The organism is Pantoea sp. sgz302252, from assembly GCF_047713085.1.
In the GTDB taxonomy this organism is placed as follows: domain Bacteria; phylum Pseudomonadota; class Gammaproteobacteria; order Enterobacterales; family Enterobacteriaceae; genus Scandinavium.
This window is the reverse complement of the sequence record NZ_JBLFJW010000010.1, coordinates 136582-152193: the sequence shown is the minus strand read 5'-3', so window position 1 is coordinate 152193 and position 15612 is coordinate 136582. Positions and strand designations below refer to the sequence as shown.

Genomic DNA, 15612 nt, shown 5'->3' with positions numbered 1-15612 from the left:
CGGCACGTGTGGGAAGAGGCCAGGGAGAAGGCGGATGAACTGCGGCTGACGACATGGGGCAAAAAGGTGTACGCGCGACGCAAGGAGACGGTGGAGCGCAGCTTCGCGGATGCGAAACAGCACCACGGTCACCGGTATGCGCGGTATCGTGGGTTGCGGAAGGTACAGATACAGTGCTGGCTTGCAGCGACAGCGCAGAATATGAAGAAGATGGCGCTGCTGGCGCTTCTTTACTGGCTTTTTTGGGTGTTAAAGGCCGCTTATGAGGGATATGTGAGGCCGGAAAGGTCGGGTGAGCGCGAAAACAGAGGGATGAGAAAAAATATCGCGATCGCGACCTGCGGTCGCTCATAAAACAGAACCCCACGAAAAACGCGGGGTTCGTCAGCAGTCTGATAAAACGTGGCTTTTCCTTCTTTGTGGTTAGCAGCCGAAAATCAACGAGTTGATTTTCCTCATTTTTGTCTGGTGATATTTTCTGGATCTGCAATTAAGCAGGCTATGTCATCATATTGGGGCTGGATATTTATCCAGCCTTTTTTTATGATAGCGCATTGATCTCATTCTTTAACGCAGGAGCGTCACGTGATCGGCAGACTCAGAGGCATTATTCTGGAAAAACAACCCCCCCTGGTTTTACTGGAGGCGGGCGGTGTTGGCTATGAAGTGCATATGCCGATGACCTGTTTCTACGAACTGCCCGATCAGGGCAAAGAAGCCATCATCTTCACCCATTTTGTGGTGCGTGAAGATGCGCAGCTGCTGTTTGGTTTCAACAATAAGCAAGAGCGCACGCTGTTCAAAGAGCTGATCAAAACCAACGGCGTGGGGCCGAAGCTGGCGCTTGCCATCCTTTCCGGCATGTCCGCTCAGCAGTTTGTGAATGCGGTGGAGCGTGAAGATTCTGTCGCTCTGGTGAAGCTTCCGGGCATCGGCAAGAAAACGGCCGAGCGTCTGGTGGTCGAAATGAAAGACCGCTTCAAAGGCCTGCATGGCGACTTGTTTACACCGGCTTCTGACCTGGTGCTGACTTCCCCGGCAAGCCAGGCGACTGACGATGCCGAGCAGGAAGCCGTTGCAGCGCTGGTGGCGCTGGGCTATAAACCTCAGGAAGCCAGCCGGATGGTGAGCAAAATCGCCAGCCCGAATGCCAGCAGTGAAACGTTAATCCGCGACGCGCTTCGCGCCGCGATGTGAGGTAAGGGATGATTGAAGCTGACCGCCTGGTCTCTGCAGGCAGTATCACGCCGGAAGATGTTGTTGACCGTGCGATTCGCCCAAAATTGCTGGAAGAGTATATCGGCCAGCCACAGGTGCGCTCGCAAATGGAAATCTTTATTCAGGCGGCGAAACTGCGCGGTGAAGCGCTCGATCATCTGTTAATTTTTGGGCCGCCGGGGTTGGGGAAAACCACCCTTGCCAATATTGTTGCCAACGAAATGGGCGTGAATCTGCGCACCACTTCTGGCCCGGTGCTTGAAAAAGCCGGTGACCTGGCGGCGATGCTCACCAACCTTGAGCCGCACGACGTGCTGTTCATCGATGAAATTCACCGCCTTTCTCCGGTGGTGGAAGAAGTGCTGTATCCGGCGATGGAAGATTATCAACTGGATATCATGATCGGCGAAGGCCCGGCGGCACGTTCAATCAAAATCGATTTACCGCCCTTCACCCTGATTGGTGCGACGACCCGTGCGGGGTCATTAACTTCTCCCCTAAGAGACCGTTTCGGTATTGTTCAGCGTCTTGAGTTTTATCAGGTGCCTGATTTGCAATATATCGTGGGCCGCAGCGCGCGCTTTATGGGCGTCGAAATGAGTGAAGAGGGCGCGCTTGAAATTGCCCGCCGCGCGCGTGGTACGCCGCGTATCGCCAACCGTCTGCTCCGTCGTGTACGTGATTTTACCGAGGTTCGTCACGATGGAACGGTGTCGGCGGAGATTGCCGCGCAGGCGCTGGATATGCTCAACGTCGATGCGGAAGGGTTTGATTACATGGACCGCAAGCTGCTGCTGGCGGTGATAGACAAATTCTTCGGTGGCCCGGTCGGGTTGGATAACCTGGCGGCGGCTATTGGCGAAGAGCGAGAAACCATCGAGGACGTGCTGGAACCGTATCTTATCCAGCAAGGATTCCTGCAACGCACGCCTCGTGGCCGCATGGCGACAGTCCGCGCGTGGAATCACTTCGGGATCACACCACCTGAAATGCCTTGAATGCCCGGTGGCGGCTAACGCCTGACCGGGCCTACGGGAAATGTAGGCCTGCGCAAGCGAAGCGCCGCCAGGCATTTTATCTGCCGTAACTTGTATGTTTGAAGGGTCAGGAGGCAATATCGAAACTGATTGATTTGCTGATGCTGTAGCACGATTTTGAACTTGGGTAAGCAAGTCCGAGGGTGAGTAAATATGTGCCGTATCTTTGCTCTTTTGGATAAAAGTGTACGCGGTTTTGACTGCATATACTTTTGATGATGAGCAAGATGCTGCAGCATGTTCCCGTATGAGGGCTATTAACCCGTGAAGGAGCGTTTTGCGTAGCATCGGTTTCAGTTCAGTATTAACCCGAACAACTGCTTGGGCGGTGTTTACCAGTCCGCATCTGCAAGAACGGGATACCTGAAAATGAAAGAAGTTACCATCGTTGGAATTGATATCTCGAAATTGTCATTTTGATACCTATATCGATACGACACAGCAAATTCATCATCTCCAGAATTGTGAGGCTGGATTTCAATCTCTTATTCAGTTACTTCATAAACTTAGCGTTGGATTGATAGCGACTGAAGCGACAGGCAAATATCATTTGCCTTTAGCTATGGCCATGACCAAGGCCGGTTATGCTGTTGCAGTCGTAAACCCGCGTAAGATAAAAAACTTCGGAAGGGCAATGGAACATCTTGCGAAGAATGATCCTCTCGACGCTGGTGACCCGCAGGAGGCAGCTGATTCATATCAGAACGATGGAACAAAATCGGATTCAAGAGCAGACCGATTCAGTGTCCCAGTCCAGCCTTTCATGGCATTTTGCCTGGATTGATGCCGAAGTTTCTCTGTTGGATGAAGAAATCAGTGAGCAGCTACTCAATACAGACTCGTTGGCTGAAAAAAGGAAAATACTGAATAGCGTCAAAGGCGTTGGAGCGGTTACGCTTGCTGCACTTTTGGTGATGGTGTCCGAACCTGGACAGCTCCGCAGGCAAAACAGATGATTACGTATGGTTCGATGGGGAGCTAAAAAGCGAGCAAATCTTAATCACTGGTTAAATAACCAGATAAATTTATTTTATCTGGGTCAAATGAGTGATATGGTGTCACCAATGAGACCCATTGGAGGTGCTATGTCTGAATTTGAATTGCTTGCGCAGGATCTCCTGCAGAAATCTGAAGAAGAAGAAAAATTGCAGCAGGAAAAGGACAGAGAGCTTATTGCAAAAGTTCTTGAAATTTATGATCAAAAATACGTGGCAGAACTGCTTAGAAAAGTAGGTAATAATGACTGGAGCAGGGAAACGATAAATCGGTGGATTAACGGGAAGTGTGGGCCAAAATCATTGACCTCTGCAGAGGAAATTCTGCTAAGGAAAATGCTGCCAGAACCTCCGAAGCATCACCCTGACTACGCATTTCGCTTTATCGATTTATTTGCTGGCATCGGTGGTATTCGCAAAGGGTTTGAAGAAATTGGCGGTCATTGCGTTTTTACCAGTGAATGGAACAAAGAGGCTGTCCGGACTTACAAAGCAAACTGGTTTAACGATGAGCAGGAACATAAATTTAACCTCGACATTCGTGAAGTCACTCTTAGTGATAGAGAAGGCTTGTCGGAAACTGCTGCCTATAAGCATATCGATAAAGAAATTCCTGATCATGATGTCTTGTTAGCCGGGTTCCCTTGCCAGCCTTTTAGCCTCGCAGGTGTCAGCAAGAAAAATTCTTTAGGAAGAGCTCATGGGTTTGAATGTGAAGCTCAAGGGACGCTCTTCTTTGATGTTGCGCGTATTATTAAGGCCAAAAAGCCGGCAATATTCGTCCTTGAAAACGTTAAGAACCTGAAAAGCCACGATAAAGGCAAAACCTTCAAGGTCATCATGGAAACGCTTGATGAGCTTGGTTATGAAGTTGCAGATGCAGGTGTTTCGGGTTCTGATGATCCCAAAATTATTGACGGGAAAAATTTCTTACCTCAGCACAGAGAGCGAATTGTATTAGTCGGATTCCGTCGCGATCTTAAAATCCACGATGGTTTTACCCTTCGCAATATTCATAAATTGTATCCACAAAATCGTCCAACATTTGGAGAGTTACTGGATCCTGCGGTAGACAGTAAATATATATTGACACCGAAACTCTGGGAATACCTGTATAACTATGCCAAGAAACATGCCGCGAAAGGCAATGGTTTTGGGTTTGGACTCGTTAATCCTACAAATGTGAACAGTGTGGCCAGAACTCTCTCTGCCCGGTACCACAAAGATGGCTCTGAAATACTGGTAGACAGAGGATGGGACAAAGCGAAAGGGGAATTAGATTTCCGCGACGAAGAAAATCAAAGCCGGCGCCCAAGAAGGTTGACGCCTCATGAATGTGCCCGGCTAATGGGGTTTGAAAAAGTCGGCGGCAAACCGTTCAGGATCCCTGTTTCTGATACCCAGTCTTATCGCCAGTTTGGGAACTCTGTTGTTGTTCCTGTATTTGAAGCTGTTGCCAGATTGCTTGAACCTTACATCGGTAAAGCTGTTTCTGCGCGAGCAGACAAAACGAAAATCAAATAAAGAAAGCCCTCAGGCGCTCGTGCCTGAGGGCTTTCCTCGAGTTTATACAGTGTAGATACCGATAAGCTTGGCAATAAAATGCCCCAGAGTCATCAATTCTGGTCGAATAGCCTCAGGATATTTTTTGTGCAGGGAAGAGGGAACAACCAGCGTAACCCGTTCTTGCTGCATTTCTTTAAATTGTGCCAATGACACTCCTTCCTGAAGCGTAAAGAGATGGATGTTTTTTATTCTGTCTGCTTCATTCAACACTTGCCGCCACCGATCCTTGCATGTCGTTTTTACCGCAAGCATATGGAGTTTTTCGTCCGGAAATGCTTTGTCATGGTACGCATCATAAGATGGAAAAAGGAAGTCTGGTTTTTTATTCCCTTCAGTAACGCACTGTGTTGCGAACTGAGTAAGACCATGTTCAAGGAAAAGCTGTTCAAGATGTAGCTCCAGTGATTTCCCTGCACGGGATTTTCTGCGGTTACTGACTGAATTAGCCAGCGCGATAAAGTCATCAACCGAGTTAAATCCCTTCTTTATAATATCAAGGACATGCATTTCCTCTACAAGGAGGAAAATATCATATTCCACACGCCTGCGATCGATGAGTTGCTCGTCTGGGTCTGCACAGCCTTTTGAAAAGTAGTCCGCAGCGTATTTAATTATTTCTGAGCCAGATGGGAATGTGGTTTCCCAGGGCGCTGGAATTTTGTATTTCTTCTGGGTTGTTTTTGGCTGAAGAGCTAATCCACCTAAAATTTCTTTTGCGGGACCAAACCTCAGCGATCCAGGGATAATTTCGCCAAGAATGGATTCGACAATGTCCTCTTCGTCAGGATTTTTGCAAACCCACACATCAACGTTCTTACTGTCACTTCCGGGCTCGTGCTCAAAGGCCAGGATGGACAATGCACCTGTATTTTCAGGATCCTGAAGTGGACTCCCTGGGCCCCAGCGCGTTATACGTTTTTCATTTCGGGTTTTACCAAAATAGCTGCCGTTATAATAAATCGCGCGTGCTTCACTATCACTGCAAATATGCGAGGAGTAGGTTGAATTGAGAAAAACCGAGGGATTTAGTTCCTCAGTGTGGTCTATTGAGGGAAACAGTTCTGCAACGATGCCAGAAGGGATATATAGGCCAACCTGATGACCGCCAGTTGCACCAGTGTCATTTGCTGACAAGCGTTTGATGTACAGAAAATAATTGCCCGTTGCCTTACTCAGTAACCATTCCTGAAAGCCTGACATATGCGTCCTTACTTAAAGACAAATCGATCTGTTGTTCAATAGATTTAACTATGCCTGGCAGAGCAGCATCTCTCCAGACGAGCATATCGATACGAAAGCATGAATTCCAACGAGGATAAATGTCAACGCTAGATTGTTACCAGCTCAGCCAGCTTGCTGGCAATATTGCCCATTGAATCTTCAGTTGTGCTCAAACCGCTGCGTGAACCAAGTAACGGACTGACTTCGCGGAGATCTTCATACGTTGTGTTATGTACAATGGGAACAAGAAGATCTCGTGCCAGAAGCGCCGATAGCTCTTTATCAGCAATCCCTTCTCCAGCGAGTCGCTTTAGTAGTGCAGGGGTCACCAGCACAATTCCTACGCGCGATTTTGCCAATCCTTTATCGATTTCCCGGAGTAACGTTGCACCAAGTAAAACATCTTTTTCACTAAACCAGACTGATACACCCTTCATCTCAAGTTGGTCATGCAACTCTTTGGCTGCGTCTTTGCGATCGTCCCAGGCATGGCACAGGAATACATCCCGTAAATCAGGAACAGAGGCCCGTTTCTCAACGTTCTCACGGACTGGCGTAAGAGTACGCACTTCCGCAGAGGTATAAATCACGGATGAACCTGCCCGTGACCAACGTGGTCTGGTGCTACTAGAGCTTCCTCCGCCGCTGCTGCTATACCCGCTCGAACCGCCACCTAGCGAGAAATAAGAGGGCGTTGAGTATGAGCGATAGCCACCATAGCTGCTGCCGCAGGCTGGGCAGGAAGCCCTCCCGCTAGCAGTGCGGTGTCCGTATCTTGGTGCTGTGCATCTGGCCATGTTCTAATCCTTTGGTTCAAAAAGTTCAGTGATTAGTTTGCCTAACTGTTTGCCACATCCTTGATGATCAATAACTGTTTTAATATCCAGCCTGTTGAAATATACAACCCAATATCCATTCAATCAATGCTGTTTTTATATTGACCACTTGACCCCAAACACAACTGCTCACCCTTGACCGTAATACGCCGTCTTCCCGTGCTTGCGCAGGTAATGCTTGTCGAGGAGCTCCGGCTGCATGCTGGCGAGCTCCGGGGTGAGCTGACGTGAAAACAGCCCCATGTAGGCACACTCTTCCAGCACCACCGCGTTATGAACCGCGTCATGGGCATTTTTCCCCCAGGCAAATGGACCATGGGAATGGACCAGCACCGCGGGGATTTGCTGCGGATCCAACTCCCGTTGCTCAAAGGTGTCGATAATCACTTTCCCGGTTTCATATTCGTACTCTGCGCCGATTTCCTGCGGCGTCATGGGGCGGGTACAGGGGATAGTGCCGTAAAAATAATCGGCGTGGGTGGTGCCCCAGGCGGGCAAATCTTTCCCGGCCTGAGACCAGATGGTGGCATGGCGTGAATGGGTATGCACGATGCCGCCTATCTGCGGATAGCGTCGGTACAGCGCCAGGTGAGTGGCGGTATCGGACGATGGTTTCAGTTTCCCTTCAATCACCTTTCCGGTCGCGACGTCCACCACCACCATATCTTCCGCGCGCATCTCGCTGTATTCCACGCCGGAAGGTTTAATCACCATCCGCTGGCGTTCGCTGTCGATGGCGCTGACGTTACCCCAGGTGAACGTGACCAGCCCGTGTGCTGGTAGCGCCAGATTGGCCGCCAGCACCTCAGCTTTCAGTGGCTCTAACATGTTAATCCTCCTGCCTGCATTTTGGTTTCGATCCAGCGACGGGCCTCGATTATCTCCAGCACCGGCTCTTTGGCTTTTTCGGTCCACATCTCTATCAAAAACGCGCCACGGTAGTTGAGCCGTTCCAGCGTGCGGAACAGGGCGATAAAATCGACACAGCCCGCGCCGAATGGCACGTCGCGAAATTGTCCTGGCTGCGTTGGCGTCACCGGCTGAGTGTCTTTCAGGTGGATAGCGGCGATCCTGTCGATACCGAGTGCCAGTTCGGCCGACACGTCGTTCCCCCACGCACTGAGGTTGCCCACGTCCGGGTAGACGCTGAACCACGGCGAGGCCAGACGCTGGTCCCACACTTTCCATTTGCTTATCGAATTCATGAAGTCGGTGTCCATTATCTCTACCGCCAGCATGACCTGCGCCGCTGCCGCCTGTTCCACCGCCCACGCCAGCCCTTCGGCAAAACGCTGTTCGGTGCCGGCATCATGCGGCTCGTAATAGACGTCGTATCCGGCAAGCTGGATGGTACGGATGCCCGTGTCGCGTGCGAGTCTGATGGCCTTGAGCATTATCTCGCGCGCCCGTTCCCGGACGGCCGGGTCGCGGCTGCCAAACGGAAAGCGGCGGTGGGCTGACAGGCACATTGAGGGAATCGCTATCCCGGTTTCGAGCATGGCGGACACCAGCGACGCGCGCTGGGCGGGGCTCCACTCCAGCCGGGACAGGCGTTCGTCGGTTTCATCCACCGACATCTCGACAAAGTCGAACCCGCAGCTTTTGGCCAGCCCCAGCCTTTCCGGCCAGCTCAGATCTTTGGCCAGCGCCTTTTCGTAAATCCCTAAAGGATGACGTCTCATCAGCGGTTCCCCCACACGTCGGTCAGCCGCTGATGGAACGCCCGGGCGGCGAGCAGCGGCTGGGCTGCATTGGCGAGCGCCCGCCCGGCGATAAAGGCCTTCACGTTGATGTCGCGGAACAGCGGCAAATCGTCCGGGGTGATCCCCCCGGTGACCGACAGTTCAAGGCCGATGTCGGACAACGTTTTTAGCCGCGCCAGATCGTCCTCTCCCCAGCGCTGACCGCTGGCCTGGGCATCGCGGCCCCGGTGATAAATGGCCTGACGGACGCCGATGTCATGCCAGGCGCGGGCATCGTCAAAGGTCCAGTTGCCGAACAGCTCTATCTGGATCTCTCCGCCCAGCCGCTGCGCCTGCTGATGGCCTTTTTCAACCGTCGCCAGCGGCGCGGCGCAGATGAGGGTTATCCAGTTGGCTCCGGCCCCCAGCGCCTGCTGCACCAGCGTTTCTCCGGCATCGGCCACCTTCCAGTCGGCCACGATAATTTTTTCCGGGCACTGGGCGCGCAGCGCTTTGATTGCGCTCAGCCCTTCGCTCAGGCAGAGAATAGTTCCGGCCTCGACGATATCGACGCTGTCCTGCAATAACGCGGCATCGTTCAGCGCCGCATCAAGCATGGTGTGGTCGAGAGCCAGCTGCAATAACGGTCTGCTCATGGGGTTTGCTCCTTCATTCGGGCGTGAAAACCCTGTAATGCTTCGATAAGAAATTGATAATGCCGATATTTACGCTGATACGCGGCGTGTGCGGCAGGGTCGGGCGTCAGGGTATGGACCGCATAGCGCATCACCTGCTGGGCGCTGCGAAAATCGGGGTAAACGCCGGTACCCACCAGCGCGGCCAGTGCGGCCCCGGCGCAGCCTGTTTCATCGATGCGCGGCAGCTCTACGTTCAGGCCGCTGACGTCGGCCAGCATTTGCATCCACACCGCAGAGCGTGCCGGACCGCCGGTGACGCGCAGGGCTTTCACTTCGCTAAAGCGTTCCCGCATCCGGCTCAGGTGTGTCATATGGCTGAACACCACGCCTTCATACACGGCCTGGAGCAGATGGGCGTGAGTATGAAGAGCCTGCATGCCGTAGAACCCGCTGGTCATCTCCAGCCCGGCGTTGCTGCCATACAGAAACGGCAGGAAGAAAACCTCGCTGCCCGCTTTGGGCAGGCTGGCGACCTGCTGGTTAATGTCGTCGAACGACAGATTGCCCCACTGCGCGTTCAGCCATTCAAGATTGCCGGAAGAGGTGGGGCTCGCTTCGTGAACGATGTACTGCCCCGGCGTCACGTAGCGTCCGTAGACATAGGGATGCGGCTCGTTCTGCCGCAGGCCATCGGTAATGCCGCTGGTCACCGCCCAGGTCCCCATCACCGCGTTGACGGTTCGTTCATCCTGTAAGCCTGCGCAGAGTGCGGTGGAAACCACGTCAAACAGACCGCCGACGACGGGCGTTCCCGCCGTCAGACCGGTCAGGGCGGCTGCCTGAGGCGTGATTTCCCCGCAGATTTCTGCCGGGCCGACAATCGGCGCGAGCGCGGCATCCGTTTCACCGATCCCAAGCCACTGCGTCAGCTGAGGGTCATAGCGCCCGCTGACCATGCTGTAGAGGTTGGATTCGGAAATATTCGTTTCTTCAGCCGCTTTCACGCCGGTCAGGCACCAGCGCAGATAGTCATGGGCCATCATCACGCAGCCGGTTTGCCGGTAGCGTTCGGGCTGATGCTCCTTGAGCCAGCGCAGCAGCGACACCGGATGCCCGGTCCACAGCGTCTGGCGGGTGTGCGGATACAGCTTTTCGGGGATCCCATCCTGCTGCCAGCGCTGGACTATCTCCAGCGCCCGACGGTCGGAGGAGAGAATAGCGTTGCCGAGCGGCCGGTCCTCTTTATCGAGCAGAAAAAGCCCTTTCCCCTGGGCGGAGATGCCAATCCCCTTGATTTGCGAAGCGCGGATTTTGCTGTGGCTGAGCAGCGAGCGCAGGGTCTCCGCGCAGGTCTGCCACAGTTCCTGCATGTCACGCTCGGCGTAGCCGGGCCTGGGGCTCAGGGTGTGTAAGGCTCGCTTTTCAGTGGCGAGCTCCCGACACTGGCTGTCGTACAGGCCGGCTTTCAGATAGGTGCCGCCGCAGTCAATGCCGAGCCAGTAGGTGTCGTGATGACGCATTGTGGTTCCCGGTTAGAGTGAGTCGCCCGGTCTTATGCGCCGGGCGAGGGGGATTAAGCTGTGCGTTTGCACGGGCTGACCGCCGGTGCGGGCTCCGTGCCGGTATCGCATTTCGCTGGCAGCAACAGCGCCAGCACCGCGGCAATGGCGAGTGAGGCAGCAAGGCAGTAAACGCCGGCATCTTTGCTGTAGAGCATGATCAGTACGCCAACGGCATACGGGCCACAGAAGCCGCCGAGGTTGCCGAGGGCGTTGATCACCCCGCGAGCGCCCCCGGCCATTTCAGCGCTGAACAGCCGGGCCGGAATGGTCCAGAAAATGCCCGCCGCCGACTGCAGGAAGAAACCGCAGCCCACCAGCGCGGCATACGACAGCCAGATGTGGGCCTGTAAGGTCACCGACAGAAACATGCACAGCGCGAAGCCGAGCAGCGGCAGAGACACAAAAAGTTTGCGTTTGCCGGTGCGATCGGACAGGAAGGAGAACAGGAACATTCCGGCAATCGCGCCCACGTAGGGCAGAATAGCCAGCATCCCGACCTGGCCCATGCTGGTGTGGGTCAGCTCCTTGAGGATGGTTGGCAGCCACAGGGTGTAGCCGTAAATGCCGGTCTGGTAGAAGAAGTTCAGTGCGATAAGCTGCCACATGGTTCTGTCAGAGAGCACCGCCGACAGCGAGGCGTTTTTGACTTCGGTTCCGGCAATGGCGCGCTGCTCGGCGGCTAATGTGTCAACCAGATAGCGCTTTTCCGCCTCGCTTATCCAGCGCGCTTCCTGCGGACGGTCGTAGATGGTCAGGGCCCACAGCACCAGCACTACCAGAGACAGCAGACCTTCGATAATGAACAGCCAGCGCCAGTCAAGGACGGTGATTATCCAGCCTGAGAGCGGGGCGGTGGCAATCCCGGCGATCGGCACAAACATAATGACGATCGCATTGGCGCGGCCTCGTTCTGCATCGGGGAACCAGTTGCTGATCATCGTCAGCACCACCGGCAACATGCCTCCCTCGGCGACGCCGAGCAGAAAGCGCAGGGCCAGCAGCTGATACTGGTTGGTGACCAGCCCGGTCAGTACCGAAATGACCGCCCAGGCGACCAGCGACCAGCCGATAAATTTTTTACCGCTGCCGTGTACCGCTATTTTGCCGCCCGGCACCTGCAAAAAGAGATAACCGATAAAGAAAATACCGCCCGCAAGACCCGCCATGCTGGCGGTAATACCTAAATCGGCGTCCATACCGCCCGGCATGGCAAAGGCAATATTCACCCGATCCATATAGGAAATAATACAGGTAATAAGAATGGGCGGAATTATCCTTAGCCAGCGTTGGCGTGGAATATCTCCCGCCGTTAACACAGAGTTTGTTGTCATAGTCATATTCTCATTTGAGAGTAGGGTAAGGGTTATTTGCTTATTGTTTTATTTGTTTGCTAATTGCAGGTTTTGTATTCCATCGCGTAATATTGACAGCCGATGCGCAACGCTGGCCTGCGGATCGATTTCCAGCAGTTTAATACCGGTAAATAATAATGCGTGCTCCACCGAGAGCAGGTCCCGGGCATGCTCCACGGTTAACAGGCTTTCAGGGCAGAAAGGGGAAAACGGCGCATGAGAATCCTGCCATTCACCGTAATCGCCCGCGCTGGCGGTGCCGGAAAACATGAATGCGCCGAGCTTCCCGGCAGCGCTGGCCTGACGCGCATGCTCTAAAGGTAAATCGGCGCTGCGCCCTTCGAGTGCAGACCGTGCCCAGTTGATGCACAGGGAAATCGCGTAGCCGTCAAGGACTTCCAGAACCTGCGTCAGAGGCAGAAAACCTTTGCGTGGGGCGGGTTTGTCCATGGCGTCACAGTGTTCCAGCACCAGAGCGCAGGACCATTCCCACTGGCTGATTTCGCTTATCGAGCGGGCGAAGGCGTCGGTGGCCTGGCTCACGCTGCTATTGCCCGCCTGTGGGGCCGCCTGCATTTCCAGGGCGGGAATTTTGCCGGGATAGCGCTCGTTGATAGCATTAATTTTCTGCTGCAGGCGGCGGTAATACGCCACACAGGCCTGACGCTGCGCCTCATCGGCGGACGCCAGACCAAAACCGCCGTCGCTCGCCCGCTGGCGCATGGTTTCCATCACCGCGGTGACCACAATTTGCCATTCGGCGGGCGTGTGTTGCAGCAGCCACTCGTCGCCGTAAGGGTGTAATTGCTCAAGGCAGGGCTGTTCTATTCCCCGAATGTGCGGGGTGTCGGCCAGCTGATGCCAGAATTCCGTCTCTTCTTCTTTCCCTCGTTGATGAAATGAGGGTGCACAAGGGTATGCACCGATAATATAACCGGTGTTATTCATAACGTGCTCCTTAATAAGCGAGGGCGATACCGAAATTAATTCAGTTCGCTGACCGCCACTTTAACGACAATTTTACGAATGGCCGTTGTCTTATATTTATGACAGGCAGGGCGATGAACATCCTGTGGGAAAAATATGGCATAGCTCCCGGGAGTCATCTCTATCATCGATTCATTCTCGGCCTGCTGATAAAAAAGAATATCCCGTTCAGCCAGCAGCGATTCGCTGATAATATTATTGCCGGTGTCGATAGCCACCCCGATTTGTTCCTCACCCCAGGCAAGAAACTGAATATCGAGGTAACGCCGGTGGACTTCCGGCCGGTTTTCTGCCCAGGGCCGGGTATGCAGGTCAAGGATTTGCGCATAGATTGTCTTACCCTCTATTTCCACAACGCCGGGCTTAAGGGCGGAAAAATCGGTGCTGCGCAGAAAGTCGAGCGCCTTTTCAATCGCTGCCGGAAGCGGGCAGGGATTGGGCCGGGAAATGTGTCCGAAGATCATGGGGCGCTCCTTACAGGGCCAGAATTTTTGCCCATACGCTGTCGTCTATCGTAATGCCGTCGAGGCGGTTGGCGGCCTGCAACTGGGCGAATTCATGCCCGGGCAATCGAATGGCCACGTTTTCATCACTGCGTTCGGCGCTGGTGATGAACTCCACGATCCGCTGGAGTTTGGCCTCGCGGGTCGGGGCGTCAATCAGCCGGTCGACCTCAATGGCGATGAAAATCTGCGACACGCCGTATTCATCGCTGTTGTCTTCGGTCACTTCCGCCACCGATGCGCCGTTGGAGAGCAGGGTGGCAATCATGTCCAGCACCACCGACAGGCCGGAGCCTTTCCAGTAGCCCATCGGCAGAATGCGGCGATTTTTTTCAATGACGCCCGGGTCGCGGGTCAGGTTGCCATTGTCATCAAAGCCGCCGTCCACCGGCAGCTCGCGCCCGGCCAGACGGTTCACTTCCAGCATGCCGTACGAAAACATCGACATCGACATGTCCACCATGGTGATGGGATTCCCGGGGATCGCGACGATCAGCGGATTGGTGCCGATACGGCACTCTTTGGCGCCCCACGGCGGCATGACCGCGATGGAGTTGGTCCAGCAGATGCCGATGTAGCCTTTCTCTGCCGCCTGCCAGCCGTAGCTGCCGCCGCGCATCCAGTGGTTGGCATTGCGTAATGCCACCAGGCCAATGCCGTGATCGGACGCCAGGGAAATAGCCCGGTCCATCATTTTTTGGGCCGTGAGATTGCCGATGGAACGCTTTGCATCCCACTGCTCAATGGCACCGAGGCGGATAACCGGCACGGGTTCGGCGTCCGGCACAATATCGCCGTTATCAAGCTGCTGTATGAAACGCGGGAAACGGTTGACGCCGTGTGAATAGACGCCGGATTCGGTGGTGCGGGCAAACATCTCGGCACAGGCCGCTGCGGTTTCTGCCCTGACGCTGCGGGCGAGCAGCACTCGCTCAAACTCCGCGGTTAGCTGATTGAAGGTTACTTTCATTCCAGGACTCCTGGTGTGTGGCAGGGAAAAAATATGGTGTGTTTTTTATCTCTAAATTTCACTATGCGAAACCTGATTTCAAATATAGCGATCAATTTTTGACAAAGCAACGGCAGCAGGATTTTTTGAAAGTGTGTAAAATCAATAGATTGAGTTTTTATTGTCGAGATCGTGAACTGAGACACACTTTGCGCTACCATCGGAACGCCAAAACACGGAGAGCCAGTAATGAGCCCGAAAGAGAGTGAAGCGATGCAGGAAAAAGAGAAGCCCGCCGGAAGCCAGAGCCTGTTTCGCGGGCTGATGCTGATTGAGATCCTCAGCAACTATCCCAACGGTTGCCCATTACAGCATCTGTCCGAACTGTCGGGACTGAACAAGAGCACCGTTCACCGTCTGTTGCAGGGGCTGCAGGGCTGCGGGTACGTGACGCCAGCCCCCGCGGCGGGGAGCTACCGGTTGACCACCAAGTTTATCGCTGTCGGACAAAAGGCGCTCTCATCGCTTAATATCATTCACGTGGCGGCCCCTCACCTCGAAATGCTGAATCTGGCGACCGGGGAAACGGTGAATTTTTCCAGCCGTGAAGATGACCATGCGATCCTGATTTATAAGCTGGAACCGACTACCGGAATGCTGCGAACCCGGGCCTATATCGGCCAGCACATGCCGCTCTACTGCTCGGCGATGGGCAAGATCTACATGGCCTTCGGGCATGAGGATTACGTTTCAGCCTACTGGGAAAGCCACCAGGCGGAAATTCAGCCCCTGACGCGCAACACCATCACCGGGCTTCCGGCGATGTATGACGAGCTGGCGCAAATTCGTGAGCGGAAGATGGCGATGGACAGGGAAGAGAACGAGCTTGGCGTGTCGTGCCTTGCGGTCCCGGTGTTTGATATTCATGGGCGGGTGCCGTACGCGATTTCGATTTCGCTTTCCACGTCACGACTTAAACAGGTGGGCGAGAAGAATTTGCTGAAATCGCTGTGTGAAACCGCCAAGGCGATTTCCGGTGAGTTAGGGTTTACGGTGCGGGAATAAT

At 54.0% G+C, this 15612-nt stretch carries 16 protein-coding genes and 1 pseudogene; 7 read left to right on the top strand and 10 right to left on the bottom strand.

The window, feature by feature from the left end; genetic code table 11:
- The 6 genes and pseudogenes from ACLW56_RS10340 to ACLW56_RS10315 form a co-directional block, all read left to right on the top strand.
- The coding region (locus ACLW56_RS10340) for a transposase (RefSeq protein ID WP_330982744.1) at window positions 1–354 on the top strand (354 nt) is incomplete at its 5' end.
- A 231-nt stretch (window positions 355–585) separates the two neighbouring features.
- Window positions 586–1197 (top strand): Holliday junction branch migration protein RuvA, encoded by a 612-nt coding sequence (gene ruvA, locus ACLW56_RS10335; protein WP_330983691.1) that lies wholly within the window; start codon window positions 586–588, stop codon window positions 1195–1197.
- Between the two features lie 8 nt (window positions 1198–1205).
- Complete coding sequence (gene ruvB / locus ACLW56_RS10330) at window positions 1206–2216, top strand: Holliday junction branch migration DNA helicase RuvB (protein ID WP_330983690.1); 1011 nt, start codon at window positions 1206–1208, stop codon at window positions 2214–2216.
- Between the two features lie 427 nt (window positions 2217–2643).
- Window positions 2644–2865 (top strand): annotated as a pseudogene (locus tag ACLW56_RS10325) (hypothetical protein); the annotation flags it as partial.
- Between the two features lie 43 nt (window positions 2866–2908).
- Window positions 2909–3211, top strand: a complete 303-nt coding sequence (locus tag ACLW56_RS10320; RefSeq protein ID WP_330983689.1) for a hypothetical protein — start codon at window positions 2909–2911, stop codon at window positions 3209–3211.
- A gap of 129 nt (window positions 3212–3340) precedes the next feature.
- Entirely contained in the window at window positions 3341–4774 is a 1434-nt protein-coding gene (locus ACLW56_RS10315; RefSeq protein ID WP_330983688.1) for a DNA cytosine methyltransferase, read from the top strand.
- A gap of 42 nt (window positions 4775–4816) precedes the next feature.
- Here the strand turns inward: ACLW56_RS10315 and ACLW56_RS10310 are convergent, their stop codons facing one another.
- The 10 genes from ACLW56_RS10310 to yiaK form a co-directional block, all read right to left on the bottom strand.
- Window positions 4817–6016 carry a type II restriction endonuclease gene (locus tag ACLW56_RS10310; RefSeq protein ID WP_330983687.1) on the bottom strand — a complete coding sequence of 400 codons (1200 nt, stop codon included), beginning with the start codon at window positions 6014–6016 and terminating at the stop codon, window positions 4817–4819.
- Window positions 6017–6144: 128 nt separating this feature from the next.
- Window positions 6145–6627, bottom strand: coding sequence for a toll/interleukin-1 receptor domain-containing protein (locus tag ACLW56_RS10305; RefSeq protein ID WP_330983686.1), 483 nt, complete (start codon window positions 6625–6627; stop codon window positions 6145–6147).
- Window positions 6628–7002: 375 nt separating this feature from the next.
- Window positions 7003–7701 carry an L-ribulose-5-phosphate 4-epimerase gene (gene araD, locus ACLW56_RS10300; RefSeq protein WP_330983685.1) on the bottom strand — a complete coding sequence of 233 codons (699 nt, stop codon included), beginning with the start codon at window positions 7699–7701 and terminating at the stop codon, window positions 7003–7005.
- Window positions 7695–8555 carry an L-ribulose-5-phosphate 3-epimerase gene (locus ACLW56_RS10295; RefSeq protein ID WP_330983684.1) on the bottom strand — a complete coding sequence of 287 codons (861 nt, stop codon included), beginning with the start codon at window positions 8553–8555 and terminating at the stop codon, window positions 7695–7697. Before ACLW56_RS10295 ends, araD begins: the two co-directional genes overlap by 7 nt.
- Entirely contained in the window at window positions 8555–9211 is a 657-nt protein-coding gene (ulaD, locus tag ACLW56_RS10290) for a 3-keto-L-gulonate-6-phosphate decarboxylase UlaD (protein WP_330983683.1), read from the bottom strand. The genes ACLW56_RS10295 and ulaD overlap by 1 nt, the downstream gene beginning before the upstream one ends.
- Window positions 9208–10713, bottom strand: a complete 1506-nt coding sequence (locus ACLW56_RS10285) for an FGGY-family carbohydrate kinase (protein ID WP_330983682.1) — start codon at window positions 10711–10713, stop codon at window positions 9208–9210. Before ACLW56_RS10285 ends, ulaD begins: the two co-directional genes overlap by 4 nt.
- Before the next feature lie 53 nt (window positions 10714–10766).
- Window positions 10767–12086 carry an MFS transporter gene (locus tag ACLW56_RS10280; protein ID WP_415377718.1) on the bottom strand — a complete coding sequence of 440 codons (1320 nt, stop codon included), beginning with the start codon at window positions 12084–12086 and terminating at the stop codon, window positions 10767–10769.
- 48 nt (window positions 12087–12134) lie between these two features.
- The gene (locus ACLW56_RS10275) at window positions 12135–13055 is read right to left on the bottom strand and encodes a DUF4862 family protein (RefSeq protein ID WP_330983680.1); all 921 of its coding nucleotides are present in this window, start codon (window positions 13053–13055) and stop codon (window positions 12135–12137) included.
- A gap of 35 nt (window positions 13056–13090) precedes the next feature.
- Window positions 13091–13558, bottom strand: a complete 468-nt coding sequence (locus ACLW56_RS10270; protein ID WP_330983679.1) for a YhcH/YjgK/YiaL family protein — start codon at window positions 13556–13558, stop codon at window positions 13091–13093.
- 10 nt (window positions 13559–13568) lie between these two features.
- On the bottom strand, window positions 13569–14567 hold the full coding sequence (gene yiaK / locus ACLW56_RS10265) for a 3-dehydro-L-gulonate 2-dehydrogenase (RefSeq protein ID WP_330983678.1): 999 nt from the start codon (window positions 14565–14567) through the stop codon (window positions 13569–13571).
- Between the two features lie 228 nt (window positions 14568–14795).
- Between yiaK and yiaJ the strand changes: the two genes are divergently transcribed.
- Window positions 14796–15611 carry an IclR family transcriptional regulator YiaJ gene (yiaJ, locus tag ACLW56_RS10260; protein WP_330983677.1) on the top strand — a complete coding sequence of 272 codons (816 nt, stop codon included), beginning with the start codon at window positions 14796–14798 and terminating at the stop codon, window positions 15609–15611.
- The last annotated feature ends 1 nt before the right edge of the window (window position 15612 follow it).